Annotated in this window: 19 protein-coding genes and 1 pseudogene; 3 read left to right on the top strand and 17 right to left on the bottom strand. The window is 63.9% G+C overall.

Annotated elements, in window-relative coordinates; translation table 11 throughout:
- Positions 1-34 precede the first annotated feature (34 nt).
- The 14 genes and pseudogenes from ACZ0AI_RS09140 to ccoN (ACZ0AI_RS09075) form a co-directional block, all read right to left on the bottom strand.
- Positions 35-718: a sulfite exporter TauE/SafE family protein gene (locus ACZ0AI_RS09140; RefSeq protein ID WP_463565465.1), complete on the bottom strand. Its 684-nt coding sequence runs from the start codon at positions 716-718 to the stop codon at positions 35-37.
- Entirely contained in the window at positions 711-911 is a 201-nt protein-coding gene (ccoS, locus tag ACZ0AI_RS09135; RefSeq protein ID WP_463565464.1) for a cbb3-type cytochrome oxidase assembly protein CcoS, read from the bottom strand. Before ccoS ends, ACZ0AI_RS09140 begins: the two co-directional genes overlap by 8 nt.
- Complete coding sequence (locus ACZ0AI_RS09130; protein WP_463570119.1) at positions 908-3,337, bottom strand: heavy metal translocating P-type ATPase; 2,430 nt, start codon at positions 3,335-3,337, stop codon at positions 908-910. Before ACZ0AI_RS09130 ends, ccoS begins: the two co-directional genes overlap by 4 nt.
- Complete coding sequence (locus ACZ0AI_RS09125) at positions 3,337-3,843, bottom strand: FixH family protein (RefSeq protein ID WP_463565463.1); 507 nt, start codon at positions 3,841-3,843, stop codon at positions 3,337-3,339. The genes ACZ0AI_RS09130 and ACZ0AI_RS09125 overlap by 1 nt, the downstream gene beginning before the upstream one ends.
- A gap of 93 nt (positions 3,844-3,936) precedes the next feature.
- Positions 3,937-5,346, bottom strand: coding sequence for a cytochrome c oxidase accessory protein CcoG (gene ccoG, locus ACZ0AI_RS09120; RefSeq protein WP_463565462.1), 1,410 nt, complete (start codon positions 5,344-5,346; stop codon positions 3,937-3,939).
- A gap of 180 nt (positions 5,347-5,526) precedes the next feature.
- Entirely contained in the window at positions 5,527-6,474 is a 948-nt protein-coding gene (gene ccoP / locus ACZ0AI_RS09115) for a cytochrome-c oxidase, cbb3-type subunit III (RefSeq protein WP_463565461.1), read from the bottom strand.
- Complete coding sequence (locus ACZ0AI_RS09110) at positions 6,471-6,671, bottom strand: cbb3-type cytochrome oxidase subunit 3 (protein ID WP_463565460.1); 201 nt, start codon at positions 6,669-6,671, stop codon at positions 6,471-6,473. The genes ccoP (ACZ0AI_RS09115) and ACZ0AI_RS09110 overlap by 4 nt, the downstream gene beginning before the upstream one ends.
- 4 nt (positions 6,672-6,675) lie before the next feature.
- A complete protein-coding gene (ccoO, locus tag ACZ0AI_RS09105) occupies positions 6,676-7,284 on the bottom strand; it encodes a cytochrome-c oxidase, cbb3-type subunit II (RefSeq protein WP_463565459.1) in 609 nt (202 codons plus the stop codon).
- Positions 7,281-8,735, bottom strand: a complete 1,455-nt coding sequence (gene ccoN / locus ACZ0AI_RS09100; protein ID WP_463569985.1) for a cytochrome-c oxidase, cbb3-type subunit I — start codon at positions 8,733-8,735, stop codon at positions 7,281-7,283. The genes ccoO (ACZ0AI_RS09105) and ccoN (ACZ0AI_RS09100) overlap by 4 nt, the downstream gene beginning before the upstream one ends.
- A gap of 373 nt (positions 8,736-9,108) precedes the next feature.
- On the bottom strand, positions 9,109-9,558 hold the full coding sequence (locus ACZ0AI_RS09095; protein WP_463565458.1) for an REP-associated tyrosine transposase: 450 nt from the start codon (positions 9,556-9,558) through the stop codon (positions 9,109-9,111).
- A 136-nt stretch (positions 9,559-9,694) separates the two neighbouring features.
- On the bottom strand, positions 9,695-10,624 hold the full coding sequence (ccoP, locus tag ACZ0AI_RS09090) for a cytochrome-c oxidase, cbb3-type subunit III (protein WP_463565457.1): 930 nt from the start codon (positions 10,622-10,624) through the stop codon (positions 9,695-9,697).
- Entirely contained in the window at positions 10,621-10,806 is a 186-nt protein-coding gene (locus tag ACZ0AI_RS09085; RefSeq protein WP_463565456.1) for a cbb3-type cytochrome oxidase subunit 3, read from the bottom strand. Before ACZ0AI_RS09085 ends, ccoP (ACZ0AI_RS09090) begins: the two co-directional genes overlap by 4 nt.
- A gap of 4 nt (positions 10,807-10,810) precedes the next feature.
- Positions 10,811-11,419, bottom strand: coding sequence for a cytochrome-c oxidase, cbb3-type subunit II (gene ccoO / locus ACZ0AI_RS09080; protein WP_225833525.1), 609 nt, complete (start codon positions 11,417-11,419; stop codon positions 10,811-10,813).
- Positions 11,419-12,858: pseudogene (ccoN, locus tag ACZ0AI_RS09075) on the bottom strand (cytochrome-c oxidase, cbb3-type subunit I). The gene ccoO (ACZ0AI_RS09080) and the pseudogene ccoN (ACZ0AI_RS09075) overlap by 1 nt, the downstream one beginning before the upstream one ends.
- A 101-nt stretch (positions 12,859-12,959) precedes the next feature.
- On the opposite strand from ccoN (ACZ0AI_RS09075), the gene ACZ0AI_RS09070 reads away from it, so the two are divergent.
- Together ACZ0AI_RS09070 and ACZ0AI_RS09065 are read left to right on the top strand one after the other, a co-directional pair.
- Entirely contained in the window at positions 12,960-13,655 is a 696-nt protein-coding gene (locus ACZ0AI_RS09070) for an alpha/beta family hydrolase (RefSeq protein ID WP_463566082.1), read from the top strand.
- Between the two features lie 432 nt (positions 13,656-14,087).
- The gene (locus ACZ0AI_RS09065; RefSeq protein ID WP_463565455.1) at positions 14,088-15,278 is read left to right on the top strand and encodes a sugar transporter; all 1,191 of its coding nucleotides are present in this window, start codon (positions 14,088-14,090) and stop codon (positions 15,276-15,278) included.
- 32 nt (positions 15,279-15,310) lie between these two features.
- Here ACZ0AI_RS09065 and mdaB read toward each other — a convergent pair whose 3' ends face one another.
- The gene (gene mdaB, locus ACZ0AI_RS09060) at positions 15,311-15,901 is read right to left on the bottom strand and encodes an NADPH:quinone oxidoreductase MdaB (protein ID WP_463565454.1); all 591 of its coding nucleotides are present in this window, start codon (positions 15,899-15,901) and stop codon (positions 15,311-15,313) included.
- Positions 15,902-16,056: 155 nt separating this feature from the next.
- Here mdaB and ACZ0AI_RS09055 point away from each other — a divergent pair, with 155 nt between their 5' ends.
- Positions 16,057-16,368 (top strand): putative quinol monooxygenase, encoded by a 312-nt coding sequence (locus ACZ0AI_RS09055; protein ID WP_463565453.1) that lies wholly within the window; start codon positions 16,057-16,059, stop codon positions 16,366-16,368.
- Positions 16,369-16,529: 161 nt separating this feature from the next.
- Here ACZ0AI_RS09055 and amaA read toward each other — a convergent pair whose 3' ends face one another.
- Together amaA and amaB are read right to left on the bottom strand one after the other, a co-directional pair.
- Positions 16,530-17,816: an L-pipecolate oxidase gene (gene amaA, locus ACZ0AI_RS09050; RefSeq protein WP_463565452.1), complete on the bottom strand. Its 1,287-nt coding sequence runs from the start codon at positions 17,814-17,816 to the stop codon at positions 16,530-16,532.
- Between the two features lie 13 nt (positions 17,817-17,829).
- Positions 17,830-19,320: an L-piperidine-6-carboxylate dehydrogenase gene (gene amaB / locus ACZ0AI_RS09045; RefSeq protein WP_463565451.1), complete on the bottom strand. Its 1,491-nt coding sequence runs from the start codon at positions 19,318-19,320 to the stop codon at positions 17,830-17,832.
- Positions 19,321-19,352 lie beyond the last annotated feature (32 nt).

Genomic DNA, 19,352 nt, shown 5'->3' with positions numbered 1-19,352 from the left:
TCTTGGCCAGGCAACGAGATGGCTTCAAGTAGTCCTAGTGCCCCATCAGCCAGTGCTGGTGCGGGCCGGGCAGTGTCCACAGGCCGAACAGCATCACCAGCAGGCCACCGGCCATGCGCACGCCACGCTGGCGCAGCAGGCGGCCCAGGCGCTCGGCCGCCAGGCCGGTGGCCAGCAGCACCGGCAGGGTGCCGACGCCGAATGCCAGCATCAAGGCGGCGCTGTGCAGGGCGTTACCCTGGCTGGCCGCCCACAGCAGGGTGCTGTAGACCAGCCCGCAGGGCAGCCAGCCCCACAGGCCGCCGAGTACCAGCGCACGGGACGGGCTGGTGATCGGCATGAACCGGCGGGCAAGCGGCTGCAGATGTCGCCACAGGCCGCGGCCCAGTGCTTCGATGCGCGTCAGGCCGCTCCACCAGCCGGCCAGGCAGAGCCCCATGACGATCAGCAGCAGTCCAGCGATGCTGCGCAACACGACCGCCAGCGGGCCGCTGGCCAGCGCCCAACCCGCCAGGCCGAGCAATAGTCCTGCGACGGCGTAACTGAGAATGCGACCGACGTTATAGGCCAGTAGCAGGCGCAAGCGCTGATCACGCTGCTCAGGAGGAATGGCCAGGGTCAGGGCGCTCATCAGCCCGCCGCACATGCCCAGGCAGTGGCCGCCGCCAAGCAGCCCGAGAATCAGCGCGGACAGCAAGTGCGGCAGCAGGTCAGTCATGGGGTTTCTGGTCTGGCTCGCATGCCTGCTTCACCGCCGCTTTGTGGCGAGGGTCATCGTCGTCGAAGAGGATGCGATGGGCCGGGCTGTCGAGATCGTCGTACTGGCCGCTGTCGACCGCCCAGAAGAACAGCCACACGGCGAAGGCGACCAGCAGCAGGGCAACGGGAATCAGGATGTACAAGGCGGTCATGATGATTTTCCCAGGCGCAGCGCATTGAGCACCACCAGCAATGAGCTGAACGACATGCCCAGCGCGGCCCAGATCGGGGTGATCCAACCGAGGGCCGCGAAGGGCAGCACCAGGCCATTGTACAGCCCGGCCCAGGCCAGGTTCTCGATGATGATGGTGCGGGTGTGGCGAGCCAGGCGCAGGGCGTCGACCAGGCTGCCCAGGCGATTGGATAGCAGCACCGCGTCGGCGCTGGTCTTTGCCAGGTCGGAGGCCGAGCCCATGGCCACGCTGATATCGGCTCCGGCGAGTACCGGCACGTCGTTGACGCCATCGCCAAGCATCAGCACGCGCCGCCCTTGTGCTTGCAGGTCGCGGAGGACGGCCAGCTTGGCATCTGGTGTCAGACCACCCTGTGCTTGCTCGATACCCAGTTGAGTGGCCACTTCGCCGACCATGGGTGAACTATCGCCGCTGAGCAGGAGAATCTGCCAGTTACGAGCACGGGCTGCCTCGATCAGCGCAGGGGCGTCGTCACGCAGGCGATCATCGAGGACGAACCAGGCCAGTGGGCCCTGTTCATCACCGAGCAGCAGCCACTGGCCCTGATCCCCCGGAATATCGGGTGCTGGGCTGGCGCTGAGTGCGCTGACGAACGCGGGCTGGCCAATACGCAGCCGGCGGCCACCCACAGTGCCCTGCAAGCCCAGGCCGGGGAAGCTCTGCAATGCTTCGACAGGCGCTGCAGCATGGCCAAAGGCGCGGGCGATGGGGTGTTCGGACTGACTTTCCAGGGCGGCGGCGAGGGCCAGACAGGCATCGCCATCCAGGCTGCCCAGCGGGTGCACGGCGCGCAGGGTGAGGCGGCCTTCGGTGAGGGTGCCGGTTTTGTCGACGATCAGCGTGTCGATCTGCTCCAGGCCTTCCAGCACGTGACCGCGAGTCAGCAACATGCCCTGTTTGTGCAGGGTGCCGGTGGCGGTGGTCAGGGCGGTTGGCGTGGCTAGGGCGAGGGCGCAGGGGCAGGTGGCGACCAGCAGGGCGAGGACCACCCAGAAGGCGCGCGACGGATCGAGTTGCCACCAGACCAGGCCGACGATGGCGGCCACCACCAGAACGATCAACAGGAACCACTGGGCGACCCGGTCGGCGATTTCCGCCAGGCGCGGTTTTTCGCTCTGGGCGCGTTCCAGCAGGCGCACGATGGCCGACAGCCGGGTGGCGTCGCCCAGTGCCTGCACCTTGACGGTGAGCGGGCCTTCGACGTTGAGCGTGCCGGCCGTTACGCCATCACCGATCGTGCGGGGTTGCGGCAGGTATTCGCCGGTGAGCAGGGATTCGTCGACGCTTGAGTGGCCTTCCAGTACCCGGCCGTCCGCAGGCAGCAAGGCGCCGGGTGGTACCTGTACCCGGTCACCGACGCGCAGCTCACTGAGCAGGATGCGCTGGCTCTGGCCGCGTTCATCCAGGCGCAGGCAGGAGGCCGGCAGCAGCTTGACCAGCTGCGCGGTCGCCGCTGCAGTGCGTTCCCGGGCGCGACGTTCCAGGTAGCGGCCGCTGAGCAGGAAGAGGGCGAACATGCCCACCGCGTCAAAATACAACTCGCCGTGGCCCGTTACCGTGGACCAGATCCCCGCGGCATAAGCGCCGCCGATGGCCAGCGAAACGGAAACGTCCATGCTCAGGTGGCGGGTGCGCAGGTCACGCAGGGCGCCACGGAAGAACTGGCCGCAGCAATAGAAGACGATGGGGGTGGTGAGAAACAGGCTGACCCAGCGCAGGATGCTGTCCAACTCCGGGCTCAGGTCGACATTGAATTCCGGCCAGGTGGCCATGCTCGCCATCATCACCTGCATCCACAGCAACCCGGCCACTCCCAGCTCGCGCATGGCGCGGCGGTTTTCCCGGGTCAACTGCTCGGCAGCGGCATCAGCATGCCAGGGATGGGCGGCATAGCCGATACGGCGGATCGCGCCGAGCAGTTCGCTGAGCGGCAGGGTGCTCGCGTCCCAGCGCACCAGCAGGCGATGGTTGGACAGGTTGAGGTTGGCTTCGGCTACGCCCGTCAGGCCGTGCAGGTGTTTCTCGATCAGCCAGCCACAGGCCGCGCAACTGATGCCTTCGATGAGCAGGCTGGTTTCGCTCAGCTCGCCCTGATGTTCGACGAAGGGCTGCTGCACGTCGCTGCGGTCGTACAGTGCCAGCTCGTCCGGCAGTACCAGGGGCAAATGCCGAGGATTATTGGCGGTCTCGCTGCGGTGGCTGTAGTAATGCTCAAGGCCATTCAGCACGATGGTTTCGGCCACCGCCTGGCAACCGGGGCAGCACATCTCGCGGGATTGCCCCAATACCACGGCCTGGAAGTGCGTGCCCGCGGGCACAGGCAGAGCACAGTGGTAGCAGGGCGTGGGGACGGCCTGAGCAGTCCCGAGGGCTGGGGCGTCGATCAGGCTTCATCCCCGAGCTGGACGCTCTGGCCGGGTTGCAGGGTTTCTTCCTCGAACAGGCGCCAGTCCTGGCCGCCTTCCTGGCCGATCAGCTCGACGAAGCGCCGGCCCTGCACGCTGTCCTGCAGGTTGCCGCGATACAGGCCCTCACCCTGATGCTGCAGCACCACGCGACGGTCGCGCTCGGGCTGGGTGGGCGATACCAGGTTGAGCACCAGTTGCGCCGGCGCGCTGCTGCCCTGCAGGTGCAGCTCGGCAATGCCGCGCTGATCGTCGAGGTCGAGGGTGGCGCGCAATTGCAGGCGCACGGCCAGGTTCTCGCGTTCCAGCGACTGGTTGATGCCCTTGCCGACGTCGTAGTAATCGTCGGAGATCAGCCCCGGCGGGTTGCGTGTGGCCACGGTCAGCAGGGTCAGCCCCTGGATCACCGAGTAGCCGAGCAGGGCGATCAGAAACCACGGCCAGAACTGCTTGTACCAAGGAGCGGGTTGAGTCTCTTCGTTCATGGCTGGCCTGCTTTCTCTTCTCGGTGTTGGTGCTTGGCTTGGGTCATTCGCTTTGGCGTTTCGCTTCAGTCCACCAGCCCATCAGCCTTGCAGCTATCGCACGCTGGGGCCGATAAACCGGCTACTGGCGTCGTTGTGGATGCTCTCGTCATCCGTGGCGCGGATGCGGAAGGTGATTTCGTTGGTGCTGGATGGCAATTTTTCGGCATCGATGGACAGCTCCACCGGGATCGCCAGCACTTCGCCGGCCAGCGCGCGGACTTCGCGACGGCCTTCGTAGACCAGGCCGTCCAGGCCATCGGCCTCGATGCGGTAGACGACGTCCTGTTGCGCCTTGTTCATGATCTTCAGGGTATAGACGTTCTCGATCCGGCCCTGCTCGTTCTCGCGGAAGAGTACCCGATCCTTGAGCACGTCCAGCTCCACCAACGGGCGATTGTTCAGCGCCCAGCCGAACACCGCGAACATCGCCAGCAACGCGACCGCATAGCCGATCAGGCGTGGGCGCAATAGTTGGGTCTGCTGCCCGGAAAGGTTGTGCTCGGTGGTGTAGCTGATCAGCCCGCGGGGGTAGTTCATCTTGTCCATGATGCTGTCGCAGGCATCGATGCACGCGGCGCAGCCGATGCATTCGATCTGCAGGCCATCGCGAATGTCGATACCGGTCGGGCAGACCTGCACGCACAGGGTGCAGTCGATGCAGTCACCCAGGCCCTGGGCTTTGTAATCGGCGCTCTTCTTGCGCGCCCCGCGGGCTTCGCCACGGCGCGGGTCGTAGGAAACGATCAGGGTGTCCTGGTCGAACATCACGCTCTGGAAGCGCGCGTACGGGCACATGTGAATGCACACCTGCTCGCGCAGCCAGCCGGCGTTGCCGTAGGTGGCGAGGGTGAAGAAGCCGATCCAGAACAGCGCCCAGCCACTGGCCTCGAAGGTGAGCAGTTCGCCGAGCAGTTCGCGGATCGGCGAGAAGTAGCCGACGAAGGTCACCGCGGTGATCAGCGAAACGCCCAGCCAGATGGCATGTTTGGCGAAGCGGCGGAGAAACTTGGCGGTGCTCATGGGGGCTTTTTCCAGCTTCATGCGCTGGTTGCGGTCGCCCTCGGTGACCTTTTCCGCCCACATGAAAATCCACGTGAAGACGCTCTGCGGGCAGGTGTAGCCGCACCACACACGGCCGGCGAAGACGGTGATGAAGAACAGCCCGAAGGCGGCGATGATCAGCAGCGCCGAGAGCAGCACGAAATCCTGGGGCCAGTAGGTGGCGCCGAAGATGTGGAACTTGCGTTCCGGCAGGTTCCACCACACCGCCTGGTGGCCGTTCCAGTTCAGCCACACGGTGCCGAAGTAGAGGATGAACAACAGGGCGCCGCCGGCCCGTCGCAGGTTGCGGTAGAAACCACTGAAGGCGCGGGTGTGGATTTTCTCGCGACTGGCATAGAGGTCGATGGTCTCGCCTGCAGCAGCGGGCGTGACGTTCTTGACGGGGATCTGTTGGCTCATCGAGGGCTACCACAACGGTTGGTCGGGCATGTCGCGACCGATACTTGCCGGTCGCAATCGTTCGCTGCGCCGATGGTACGCCTCCAGCCCTCATCGGGCTTGCGGCTACCCGTCGCAGGGATCAGGTATGACCATCCTAGGCGCAGCATCGAAACCCCGCCCTGACCCAGATCAGTGCGCTCAATCTTTCTCCTGATTTCGCTCCGCCACGGGCTCTTTGTCACGCTGCGACAGGCTGTACACGTAGGCGGCCAGCAGGTGCACCTTGTCGTTGCCGAGAAAGTCCTCTTGCGCCGGCATCTGGCCGCTTCGGCCGTAGCGGATGGTCTGCTGCACCTGAGCGAAGCTGGAGCCGTACAGCCAGACCTTGTCGGTCAGGTTGGGCGCGCCAAGCACCTGCATGCCCTTGCCGTCGGGGCCGTGGCACATGGCGCAGCTGCTGTTGTAAAGCTGCTTGCCCTTGTCCACATCCACGGCGATATCCGCCGGGTTTTCCAGTCCGGAGAGGCTGCGGGTGTAGGCGGTGACGTCACGCACGCCGTCATCGCCCAGCACCTCCTGCCAGCCAGGCATCACGCCCTGGCGGCCCTGCATGATGGAGGTCTTGATGGTCTCCGGGTCGCCGCCGTACAACCAGTCATCGTCGGTCAGGTTGGGAAAACCGAAGGCGCCCTTGGCATCGGAGCCGTGGCACACCGAGCAATGGTTGGCAAACAGGCGACCGCCTATTTTCAGCGCCCGCTCGTCCTTGGCCACATCGGCGATGGGCATGGCGGCGTACGTGGCGAACAGCGGGCCGTAACGGGCATCGGCGACGGCCATTTCCCGCTCCCATTGGGCGACTTGCGTCCAGCCTTCGTCGTAGCCCGGCAGCAGCCCCCTGAAGTTGCCAAGGCCGGGGTAGAGCAGCAGGTAGCCAAAGGCGAAGATCAAGGTGCCGACGAACAACAGGAACCACCAGCGTGGCAGCGGGTTGTCGTATTCCTCGATGCCATCGAAGCTGTGGCCGACGGTTTGGTCGGTGTTGTCGGGGCGCTGGCCCTTGCGGGTGGCGAAGATCAGCCAAGTCACCGCCAGCAGCGTGCCGAGGGTGAGCAGGGCCACGTAGAAACCCCAGAAGGTGCTCATGGCCTGTCGCTCCCTGCACCATCGTTGCTGTCCTTGCGAGCCTCCGGCTCATCGGCGAAGGGCAGGTTGGCTGCCTCGTCGAAGCTGGATTTGCGCTTGTTGCTGTAGGCCCACAGCACCACGGTGACGAAGGCGATGAACACCACCGCGGTGCCGATGCCGCGGATGGTGCCGATGTCGGTCAGGAAGGCTGGCATGGGCTCACCGCTTGTTCTGAATGGCGGTGCCGAGCACCTGCAGATAAGCGACCAGAGCGTCCAGCTCGCTGCGCCCCTCGACCGCTTCCCCGGCCTTGGCGATATCTTGATCGCTGTAGGGAATGCCGAAGTCGCGCATGACCTTCATCTTCTCGGCGGTCAGCGCACTGTCCAGCTTCTTGTCGGCGAGCCAGGGATAGGCCGGCATCTTCGATTGCGGTACCAGGTCGCGCGGGTTGATCAGGTGCACGCGGTGCCAATCATCCGAGTAGCGGCCGCCGATGCGCGCCAGATCTGGCCCGGTGCGCTTGGAGCCCCACAGGAAGGGATGATCCCACACGCTTTCGCCAGCCACCGAATAGTGGCCGTAGCGTTCGGTCTCGGCGCGGAACGGGCGGATCATCTGCGAATGGCAGCCGACGCAACCTTCCTTGATGTACACGTCGCGGCCTTCGAGCTGCAGCGCGGTATAGGGCTTCATGCCAGCGACCGGCTCGTTGACCACGTCCTGGAAGAACAGCGGGACGATCTGTGTCAGGCCGCCGACGCTCACGGCAATGACCATCAGCAGGGTCATCAGGCCAAGGTTCTTTTCGATCAGGTCGTGTTTCATCCGTTGGCACTCCCTGACTGGGCAACGGGAATCCGTGCGGCGGCATCGTACTGCGCCGGCTGGGCGGAGCCGATGGTGCGCCAGGTGTTCCAGGCCATCAACAGCATGCCGCTGAAGAAGATCGCGCCGCCGATCATGCGCACCACGTAGCCGTTGTGGCTGGCCTCCAGGGACTCTATGAAGGAGTAGGTGAGCGTGCCGTCTTCATTCACCGCCCGCCACATCAGGCCCTGGGTGATGCCGTTGACCCACATCGCGACGATGTACAGCACGGTGCCGATGCTCGCCAGCCAGAAGTGCACATGGATCGCCGCCAGGCTGTGCATCTGCTCGCGGCCGAACACCCGGGGGATCAGGTGATACAGCGAGCCGATGGTGATCATCGCCACCCAGCCAAGGGCGCCGGCATGCACGTGGCCGATGGTCCAGTCGGTGTAGTGGGAGAGGGCGTTGACCGTCTTGATGGCCATCATCGGGCCTTCGAAGGTCGACATGCCGTAAAACGCCAGGGACACCACCAGAAAGCGCAGGATCGGATCCGTGCGCAACTTATGCCAGGCGCCGGAGAGGGTCATCATGCCGTTGATCATGCCGCCCCAGCTCGGCGCCAGCAGGATGATCGACATCACCATGCCCAGGCTCTGGGCCCAGTCCGGCAGGGCGGTGTAGTGCAGGTGGTGCGGGCCGGCCCAGATGTACAGGGTGATTAGCGCCCAGAAGTGCACGATGGACAGGCGATAGGAGTAGATCGGTCGCGCCGCCTGCTTCGGCACGAAGTAATACATCATCCCCAGAAAACCGGTGGTGAGGAAGAAGCCCACGGCGTTGTGGCCATACCACCACTGGATCATCGCATCGGTGGCGCCGGCATACGCCGAGTAGGACTTGAACAGGCTGACCGGCACCGCTGCGCTGTTGACCACGTGCAGCATCAGGGTGACCAGGATGAATGCCCCGTAAAACCAGTTGGCGACATAGATGTGGCGTGTCCTGCGCCTGGCGATGGTGCCGAAGAACACCACCACGTAGGCCAGCCAGACGATGCCCAGGAGGATATCGATCGGCCATTCCAGCTCGGCGTATTCCTTGCTGCTGGTGTAGCCCATCGGCAGGCTGATCACCGCCGCGACGATCACCGCTTGCCAGCCCCAGAAGGTGAAGGCCGCCAGGCGGTCGGACATCAGCCGTACCTGGCAGGTGCGCTGCACCACGTAATAGCTGGTGGCGAACAGCGCGCTGCCGCCAAAGGCGAAGATCACCGCATTGGTGTGCAGCGGGCGCAGGCGGCCGAAGCTCGTCCACTCCATGCCCAGGTTCAACTGCGGCCACACCAGCTGCGCCGCGATGAACACACCCAGTGCCATGCCGACCACGCCCCAGACCACTGTCATCACCGCGAACTGGCGGACGACCTTGTAGTTGTAGGCAGCCGGACTGCTTGCTGGGCTCATGCTGGGTTCCACGCTGGGCTGGGTGCTGCGGATGGGGCGATAGATATTTTGGGCGGCGCGAGTATCCCCGACCGGCAGGGGCGGTGCAATGCATCGGAAATATGCGGAAAGCGCTCTGTAGTGAGCTTTGCTGTGTTTCGAGAGGAGGCGCGGCCAATGGTGGCGGGACTTTGGGGCGAGAGGACATTACCGAAGGAGTAGAAGCCTGCGACCTGGGAACCTGTATTTGTGGGCGGGGCTTTGTGGGAGGGGCTTCAGCCCCGAGCTTTATCCGGTGCAAACAGCTCGGGGCTAAAGCCCCTCCCACAGTAGGCTGCTCTCGCTAATTGCATTCAAAGTTGCTGGAGCCTGGCTGAAAATATTGAGCTGATTTTCAGAGCCACACTGCATCCCAAAAGGGGTAATCGCCGATACGTTTTACCAGGCCTGCACGTAGAGGATTGGCAACGATGTATCGTGCAGTTGGCAGTATGTCCTCCTCACGGCGTAGCGCTTTGTCATGGAAACCCTCTTGCCAGAGTTTGCCTTGGCGGCCGAGCCGACTATTCACTTGCAAGGCGCTGCGTCCTTTGACGCGATGCAGCAATTCGCTGAGCGAGCCTTGTTGCAGGGATACCAGCCAGTGCAGGTGATCTGGCATGACTACCCAGGCGAGCGACTCAGCCAGCCCCAGGTTTTCGACACTTTGCAGTTCACGAACAAGAAGGCGACCGAGTGCGAAACTGGCAAATACTGGCTGGCGGTTTTTAACGGTGGCAGTGAGCAGGTAGATTTGATTGATTTGCGAGGTTCGGCCACTGCGCAAACTGACTGAGTGGGGCATTCCGTTGCCTCCTGAGTAGGTAAAGCAACGGTAGCTGATAGATGGCGACCTGCGTAGGAGCGGCTTTAGCCGCGAGCTTTATCGCCCGACCAGACACCAAAGAGCTCGCGGCTAAAGCCACTCCTACACATGGGCATTATTCGCCTGGTTGCGGTTTGCGGCTCAGGCTCAGCACGTAGGCCGCCAGCAGATGCACCTTGTCGTTACCCAGATACTGCTCCTGGGCAGGCATCTGACCATTGCGGCCATAGCGGATGGTTTGCTGCAGCTGCGCCAGGCTGGAGCCGTAGATCCAGCCACCCGGGTGCGTCAGGTCTGGTGCGCCGAGCAGGGCCATGCCGGTGCCGGTCGGGCCGTGGCAGGCCACGCAGGTGCTGTCGTACAGCTGCTTGCCCTTGTCCAGATCGGTATTGCTTCCTTCCGGCAATGGCAGTTTGGCCAGGCCATTGCGCACATAAGCCGCCACGTTGCGCACACCGTCATCACCGAGCACCTCACCCCAGGCTGGCATGGTGCCGATACGCCCGTTGAGGATGGTGGTCTTGATGGTTTCGGCATCGCCGCCCCAGCGCCAGTGCTGATCCGTCAGGTTGGGAAAGCCCACCGCGCCCTTGGCATCCGAGCCGTGGCAGATCGAGCAATAGGTGGCGAACAGCCGGCCGCCCATCTTCAGCGCCTGTTCGTCCTGCGCCACCTGCTCCAGCGGCATGGCCGAATACTTGGCGAAGATCGGCCCGTACAGGGCGTCGGCCTTGGCGACTTCGCGTTCCCACTGGGCGACTTGCGTCCAGCCGTCCTCATAGCCTGGCAGCAGGCCCTTGAAATTGCCCAGGCCCGGATACAGTGCCAGGTAGCCAGCCGCGAAGATCAGCGTGCCGAGAAACAGCATGAACCACCAGCGCGGCAGGGGATTGTCGTATTCCTCGATGCCGTCGAAGGAATGACCCATGGTCTGATCGGTGGTGCTCTTGCGTTCGCCTTTGCGGGTGGCGAACAGCAGCCAGAACAATGCGACCAGGCTGCCGACCGTCAACAGCGTGATGTACCAGCTCCAGAAGGTGGTCATGGGGTGTCATTCCTCGAAGCTTCTTTATTAGGTTCATCGGCGAAGGGCAGGTTGGCTGCATCGTCGAAGGCCTTGGCGCGTTTGCCGCTATAAGCCCAGAGCGTCACGCAGGTGAACGCGATGAAAACCAGTGCAGTGCCGATGCCACGTAGCAAACCGATGTCGATAAAGTCGAAAAGCATGAGGTCACCTCTTGTTTTTCAAGGCAGTGCCGAGCACTTGCAGGTAGGCGACGAGGGCGTCCATCTCGGTCTTGCCCTTCACAGCAGCGGTTGCGCCGGCGACGTCCTCGTCCGTATAGGGCACGCCGAGAAAACGCATGGCTTTGATCTTGGTGGGCGTGTCCTTGCCGTCCAGCACGTTCTCGACCAGCCACGGGTATGAAGGCATTTTCGACTCCGGTACCACGTTGCGCGGGTTGTAGAGGTGTGCGCGGTGCCACTCATCCGAGTAGCGGCCGCCGACGCGCGCCAGATCCGGCCCGGTGCGCTTGGAGCCCCACAGGAAGGGGTGATCCCACACGCTTTCACCGGCTACCGAGTAGTGGCCGTAGCGCTCGGTTTCGGCGCGGAACGGGCGGATCATCTGCGAGTGGCAACCCACGCAGCCTTCCTTGATGTACACGTCGCGGCCTTCGAGCTGCAGCGCGGTGTAGGGCTTCATGCCGGCGACCGGCTCGTTGACCACATCCTGGAAGAACAGCGGGACGATCTGTGTCAGCCCGCCGATGCTCACGGCGAACACCATCAGCAGGGCCATCAGGCCGACGTTCTTTTCGATGATTTCGTGTTTCATCAGTGGGCTCCCTGTACCGAGAACTGCGCGGCCGCTTCCAGCTCTTCCGGCTTGCTGGCGCGCACGGTCTGCCAGGTGTTCCAGGCCATCAGCAGCATGCCGGCGAAGAAGATCGCGCCGCCGATCACCCGCACCACGAAGCCGGGGTGGCTGGCCTCCAGTGCTTCGACGAAGGAGTAGGTGAGCGTGCCGTCGCTGTTCACTGCACGCCACATCAGGCCCTGGGCGATGCCGTTGACCCACATCGAGGCGATGTACAGCACGGTGCCGATGGTGGCGAGCCAGAAGTGCGCGTTGATCAGGCCGATGCTGTGCATCTGCTCACGGCCGAACACCTTGGGAATCATGTGGTACAGCGAGCCGATGGAGACCATGGCGACCCAGCCGAGGGCGCCGGCATGCACGTGGCCGATGGTTCAGTCGGTGTAGTGGGACAGGGCGTTGACGGTCTTGATGGCCATCATCGGCCCCTCGAAGGTCGACATGCCGTAGAACGCCAGGGACACCACCAGAAAGCGCAGGATCGGGTCGGTGCGCAACTTATGCCAGGCGCCCGACAGCGTCATCATGCCGTTGATCATGCCGCCCCAGCTCGGCGCCAGCAGCACCAGCGACATCACCATGCCAAGCGATTGCGCCCAGTCCGGCAGCGCGGTGTAGTGCAGGTGGTGCGGGCCGGCCCAGATGTACAGGGTGATCAGCGCCCAGAAGTGCACGATCGACAGGCGATACGAGTACACCGGGCGCCCGGCCTGCTTGGGCACGAAGTAGTACATCATCCCCAGGAAGCCGGCAGTCAGGAAGAAACCCACCGCATTGTGGCCGTACCACCACTGGATCATCGCGTCGGTGGCACCGGCATACAGCGAATAGGATTTGGTCAGCGTGACCGGCACTTCCAGGTTGTTGACCACATGCAGCAGCGCCACGGTGAGGATGAACCCGCCGAAGAACCAGTTGCCGACGTAGATATGGCTGACGTTGCGCTTGATGATGGTGCCGAAGAACACGATCGCGTAGCTGACCCAGACGATGGTGATCAGGATGTCGATCGGCCATTCCAGCTCGGCGTATTCCTTGGAGCTGGTGTAGCCCAGCGGCAGGGTGATGGCCGCCAGCAGGATCACCAGTTGCCAGCCCCAGAACGTGAAGGCCGCCAGCTTGGGCGCGAACAGCGTGGCCTGGGAGGTGCGCTGTACGGCATAGTAACTGGTAGCGAACAGAGCACAGCCGCCGAAGGCGAAGATCACCGCGTTGGTGTGCAGCGGGCGCAAACGGCCGAAGCTCGTCCAGGGCAGGTCGAAGTTGAGCCACGGCCAGGCGAGTTGCGCTGCGATAAGCACGCCGAGCCCCATCCCGACTATGCCCCACACCACCGTCATGATGGCGAATTGGCGAACCACCTTGTAGTTATAGGCGGAACTGGTTGTTGTGTTCATGTCTGGCTTTCCATCCACGGTTATGGGCAGATCATCTGCAGCCCCCACGCGGATCGGAATGACCGCACGGTAACAGAGGGCTTTTTATGAGCGAGGCAAGCATGCGAGAAGGGCAGCAGAGCGGTATTGACGCCGGTCAACAGGCACAGGGAAGTCCAGCGACAGAGCTGCTGTGGGATCGGCCTGCGGGCGACAGCCTGGGCACACTCATCCTCGCCCATGGAGCCGGCGCGCCGATGGACAGCGATTTCATGAACCGGATGGCAGAGAAACTGGCGGCCCGTGGGCTGACGGTGGTGCGTTTCGAGTTCGACTACATGGCCGCGCGCCGGCAGGACGGCAAGAAACGCCCACCCAATCCCCAGGCGAAACTGCTCGAGCGCTGGCGCGAGGTGCATGCCGCCGTGCGACAACAGGTCACCGGGCCGCTGGCCATCGGCGGCAAGTCCATGGGCGGGCGTATGGCCAGTCTGCTGGCGGACGAACTGGAGGCGGATGGCCTGGTTTGCCTGGGCTATCCCTTCCACGCCATCGGCAAGGCCGACAAACCCCGCACTGCGCACCTGGCCGATCTGAAGACACCGACCCTCATCGTCCAGGGCGAACGCGACGCAATGGGCGACCGCCATACCGTGGCGAGCTATCAGTTGTCACGAGCCATCGAACTGGTCTGGCTGACCGCCGGCGATCACGACCTCAAACCATTGAAGGTCTCTGGTTATAGTCATGAGCAGCATTTGGAGTCGGCCGCCGATGCCGTAGCGGCATTTCTCACGCAGGACGCCGCCGGCCATTGAGCCGTGGGGCAAGTGGGTCGGATCTTCGCGGCTTGGATTCGCAAAGGAATCAAGAATGGGTGATCGCGGCGTATGGCCGTGAGGGCGCATGAAACGTAGGGTGCATGTCGCGAGATAACGTTATTTAAGCAAGCAGTGTCCTTTCTGCAGACCGGCTATCGCCCGGCGTTACAACGCCTTCGCGACCATATTGTCGACGTGCCTGGCCGAGCGTAGAATCGCCGCCGCAGGCCATCCCTATACCTATAATTTTCCGCTCTCGCATCCGCCACTCCCCGCGTTCATCGCCCCGGGAGCGCGAGCTGCCGTGTGCGTGTTCGTCGTGTATGGGGCTCTATTTTTTCGTTCGCTTCCTACAGCCGTTCGCTGCCCTCCAGGCTGCGGGCGAAAGGCCGTTGTAGCCAGCGTTCCCCAAGGGCGGATATCACCCGAATGAACACACCCGAGCAGGCGCACAGCGGTAGCTGGCTGAGCGTGATTGCACTGGCGCTGGGCGCCTTCATTTTCAACACCACCGAATTCGTGCCGGTGGGCTTGCTGAGCCAGATCGGCCACAGCTTTGACATGACCACCGCGAGCGTCGGCCTGATGCTGACCATCTATGCCTGGGTGGTGGCGCTGGCGTCGCTGCCGCTGATGCTGCTGACCCGCAATATCGAGCGGCGCAAGCTGTTGGCTTTCGTGTTCATGCTGTTCATCGCCAGCCACGTGCTGTCGGGGATCGCCTGGAGCTTCAGCGTGCTGATGGTCAGCCGTATCGGCATCGCCCTGGCCCATGCGCTGTTCTGGGCGATTACCGCGTCCCTGGCGATCCGCGTGGCACCTGAAGGCAAGCAGGCGCAAGCCCTCGGTTTGCTGGCGACCGGCAGCGCCCTGGCCATGGTGCTGGGCATTCCTCTGGGCCGCGTTATCGGCGAGGTGCTGGGCTGGCGTACCACCTTTACCGTGATCGCCGTGGTGGCGGGCGTGGTGGTGCTGTGCCTGATGAAGAACCTGCCGCTGCTCCCAAGCCAGAACTCCGGCTCGCTGCGCAGCCTGCCGGTGCTGTTCAAGCGCCCGGCGCTGGTCACCGTGTACGTGCTCACCGCGCTGGTGATTACCGCCCACTTCACCGCGTATACCTACATCGAGCCGTTCGCGCTGGAAGTGGCGGGTATCGCTGGAGACATGATCACCGTACTGCTACTGCTGTTCGGCTGTGCCGGCATCATCGGTTCCATCCTGTTCAGCCGCTACAGCGCACGATACCCGCGCGGTTTCGTGATCGCGGCGATCAGCGTGCTGAGCCTGTGCATGCTGTTCCTGCTGCCAGTGGCTCGCGAACATGCTTACCTGGCGACGCTGAGCGTGGTCTGGGGCATCGCCATGATGTGCTTCGGTCTGGCGCTGCAGGCCAAGGTGCTGAACCTGGCCTCGGACGCCACCGATGTGGCCATGGCGCTGTTTTCCGGCATCTTCAATATCGGCATCGGCGGCGGTGCCTTGCTCGGCAGCGTGGTGAGCAGCCAACTGGGCGTGGCCAATGTGGGCATCGTCGGCGGTATGCTCGGTATTGGCGGTTTGCTACTGTGCTGCGTGACCACCTATCACTTTTCCAGGCCGCTCAAGCCGCAATTGCTCTGAGCGGCGCAGCAGCTTTTAAGCCTGGGTCGTTTTCAGGCGTCTACCTGAACGATCCGCGCCAGATGTTCCCGGTAAAGGCTCACGTCGCGCTCGACGTCGGGGCGCTTCATCACGTCCACGCAGAGGAAGGTCGGCAGGGCGCTCATGCCGAGGAACTGCTGAGACTTGTGGAACGGGAAGTAGACGGCATCCACGCCCTTGCCTTCGAAGAAGTCGCTGGGGTCGTCGAAGGCCTGCTGCGGGGCGTTCCAGGTGAGCGAGAGCATGTACTGTTTGCCGTGGATCAGGCCGCCGCTGCCGTACTTCTGTGAGGCATCGGAGCGGGTGCGACCATCGCTGGCGTACAGGCTGCCGTGGCCTTCGGTGAACACTTCGTCGATGTATTTCTTGACGATCCACGGCGCGCCCATCCACCAACCTGGCATCTGGTAGATCACCACGTTGGCCCAGAGGAATTTCTGCACCTCTTCGGCGACGTCATAACCCCCGTCGATCTCGGTGGTCTTGAACTCGACGCCGGCCCCGTCGAGAAACGCTGCGGCGGTTTCATGCAGGGTGCGGTTGAGTCGACCATCGGAATGGGCGAACTGCTTGCCGCCATTGAGGAGCAGAATCTTCTTCATGCTGGGTTACCCGTAACTGATTGAATGGCGCCAGGTTACGGGCTCCCGTGCAGGGGAAAAATGCCTGCATGGGCAAATCACCATTGACTGAAAAGCATGAATCTCCCGCTATTTGCTGTTGTAGGGTGCAAATGGCATTCACCACGGAGATTCCCATGTACGGCTTCATCCTTCACGCCCATACCCGCCCGGAACGGGCCGAGGCCTTCGAGCAGTTGTTCCGCGCCCATGTCGAGCCAAGTCGCGCCGAGCCCGGCTGCATCGAGTACCACATGCTGCGCGATGCGCAGGATCCTACGCTGTTCATCTTCTTCGAGGTCTGGCAGTCCCGCGAGCACCTAGCGGTGCACAGCGCCTTGCCGCACATGCGCGACTTCCATGAGCGGCGCATGGAGTACCTGCGCCGGGATTTCGAGATTCGCGAGATCGAGATGCTCAGTCCGGCGTCAGCCAGCCTGGCGGATTGACGCCCAGCCACCCATCGCCGGCAAGCCGGCTCCTACAGGATCTGGGTTACCGCCAGTGCGTAGGAGCTGGCTTGCCGGCGATTGGGCCTCAGGCCTGCAGCGTGTGCCCACCTCGTGCAGGGGAGCAATGCGACCCTATTGGAGCGCTGCTTCGAGGTGGCTCACAGAATGACCCGCAGGCACTGGCCGGCGTGATACAGCGAGAAGCCGGTCTCGTACATGCTGCTGCGCAGCTCTGCGCCGCGCAGTGCCTGCATGGGTGAGAAGGGAGTGGGCAGCGCTGCGCTGTCGTCGCTCAACAGGAATTGCGCCAGGGCTTTGCCGACCACCGTACCGGTGGTGTTGCCACGGCCGTTGTAGCCTGTGACCGCGACCAGCCCGGGCGCAGGCTCGAAAAGACGCATCAGGTGATCGGGGGTGAAGTCGATGCAGCCCGTCCAGTGCAGCTGCCATTCGACCTTGCCCAGCGCCGGGAAGTAGTGCTGCTGGATGCGGTCGGCCCAGCCGCGGATGAACCAGTCCGGCTTGTTGTTGGCGCGCCCCATGCTGCCCAGCAACAGGCGGCCATCGGCGTCGCGGCGGATGCTGCTGAGCACTGTACGCGTGTCCCAGGAACCCTGGCCGTGGCGCAGTACCTGATCGGCCGCAGCGCCCTGCAGTGGCACCGAGGCGACCTGGTAGTAATAGCCGCGGAAATAGTGACGCTGCAGCTCCGTCCATTCGCCCTCGGTGTAAGCGCCTGTGGAGATGATCACCTTCTGCGCGTTCACCGCGCCCTGGCCGCTGCGTACCTGCCAGGCATCACCAGAACGGGTCAGCGCTTTTACCAGGGAGTGTTGGTGGATGCGCCCACCGAGACGCATGACGGCGCGGGCCAGGCCCATGGTGTAGGCCATTGGGTTGATGGTGCCGGCGCGGCGGTCAAGCAGCGCGCCGGTGATCTTGTCGGTGCCGCAGTAGTCGGCACAGGCCGCTCCCGTGAGTAGTTCGACATCGGCACCGCGCCGCCGCCACTGCGCTTCGCGATCCTTGAGGTCGGCCAGGCCGGCGGCGTTGTGCGCCATGTGCAGGGTGCCATCGTTGCGTGCCTGGCAGTCGATGCCAAGGCGCTGGATCTGCGCGAACACCGCGGCGGGCGCCTGACCGAGCACCTCGTTGAGGCGGCTGCCGTGGCGCTGGCCCAGGGTGGCCTCGACATCATCGGGCTTGATCCAGGTACCCGCGTTGACCAGGCCGACGTTGCGCCCCGAGCCGCCGTGGCCCACTTCATGGGCGTCGAGCACGCAGACCGTGCGCCCCTGTTCGAGCAGGTGCAAGGCGGCCGACAGCCCGGTGATGCCGGCGCCGATGATGCAGACATCTGCCTGCACATCGCCATTCAGCGGCCCGGACAATGATTCGCGCGGCGTAAGCGTTTCCCACAGACAGGCATGCTGCAATTGACGCATGGCGCGACCTCGCTCAGTCGAAAACGATGCCCTGGGCCAGGGGTAGCTGGCGCGAGTAATTGACGGTGTTGGTCTGCCGGCGCATATAGGCCTTCCAGGCGTCGGAGCCGGATTCGCGACCGCCGCCGGTTTCTTTTTCGCCCCCGAAGGCGCCGCCGATTTCCGCACCGCTGGTGCCGATATTCACGTTGGCGATGCCGCAGTCGCTGCCCGAGGCACTCTGGAAGCGCTCGGCTTCGCGTACGTCGAGGGTGAAGATGCACGACGACAGGCCCTGGGGCACGTCATTGTTCAGCGTCAGGGCATCCTCGAACTCGTCGTAGCTCAGCACGTAGAGAATAGGCGCAAAGGTTTCATGGCGTACGACGTCGGTCTGGCCGGGCATTTCGACGATGGCCGGGCTGACGTAATAGGCATCCGGGTAGCGCTCCTGCAGCTGGCGCTCGCCGCCGAATACCGTGCCGCCTTCGTCGCGGGCGCGGGCCAGGGCGCTCTGCATGGCGTCGAAGGCCTGCTTGTCCATCAGCGGGCCGACCAGGTTGTCCTGACGCGGATCGCCGATGCGCACCTTGCCGTAGGCCGCCTTGAGGCGGGTGACCACTTCGTCCTTGACCGAGCGGTGGGCGATCAGACGACGCAGCGTAGTGCAGCGCTGCCCTGCGGTGCCGACGGCGCTAAACAGGATGCCGCGCACGGCAAGGTCGAGATCGGCGCTGGGCGCCAGGATCATCGCGTTGTTGCCGCCCAGTTCGAGGATGCTGCGACCGAAGCGCGCTGCCACCCGCGGCCCGACTTCGCGGCCCATGCGGGTGCTGCCGGTGGCGCTGATCAGCGGCACGCGAGCATCGTCGACCAGTGCCTCACCCGCTTCACGGTCGCCGATGATCAGCTGTGCCAGGCCTTGCGGCGCGTCGCCGAACCGCTTCAGCGCCTTGTCGAACAGGGCTTGGGAGGCGAGGGCGGTCAGCGGGGTCTTTTCCGAGGGCTTCCAGATCACCGCATTACCGGCTACCAGCGCCAGGGTGGTGTTCCAGGCCCAGACCGCGACCGGAAAATTGAAGGCGCTGATCACCCCGACCACACCCAGCGGGTGCCAGGTCTCGCGCATATGGTGGCCGGGGCGTTCGGAGGCGATGGTCAGGCCGTACAGCTGGCGCGACAGGCCGACGGCGAAGTCACAGATGTCGATCATCTCCTGCACTTCACCCAGGCCTTCCTGGGTGATCTTGCCGGCCTCGATGGACACCAGTTCGCCCAGTGCAGCCTTATGCTCGCGCAGCACCTCACCGAAGATACGCACCAGCTCGCCGCGGCGAGGGGCAGGCACGTCACGCCAGGCCAGAAATGCCTGGTGGCCGGTGGCGATCTTGGCGCGCACTGCTTCGGCATTTTCCAGCGTCACGCCGGCGAGCCGGCTACCGTCGATTGGCGTGTAGACGGCATGTTCGCCGCTCTGGAAGGCGTGTGCCTCTACACCGAGGCTTTCGAGCAGTTGACCGAGCATCGTTCTCTCCTGCGTTGCAGCCTGGCGACGAT

It is taken from the genome of Pseudomonas sp. AC355, from assembly GCF_979258205.1.
Note: the sequence above shows the minus strand (reverse complement) of the source record. Positions and strands in the feature narration are given on the sequence as shown.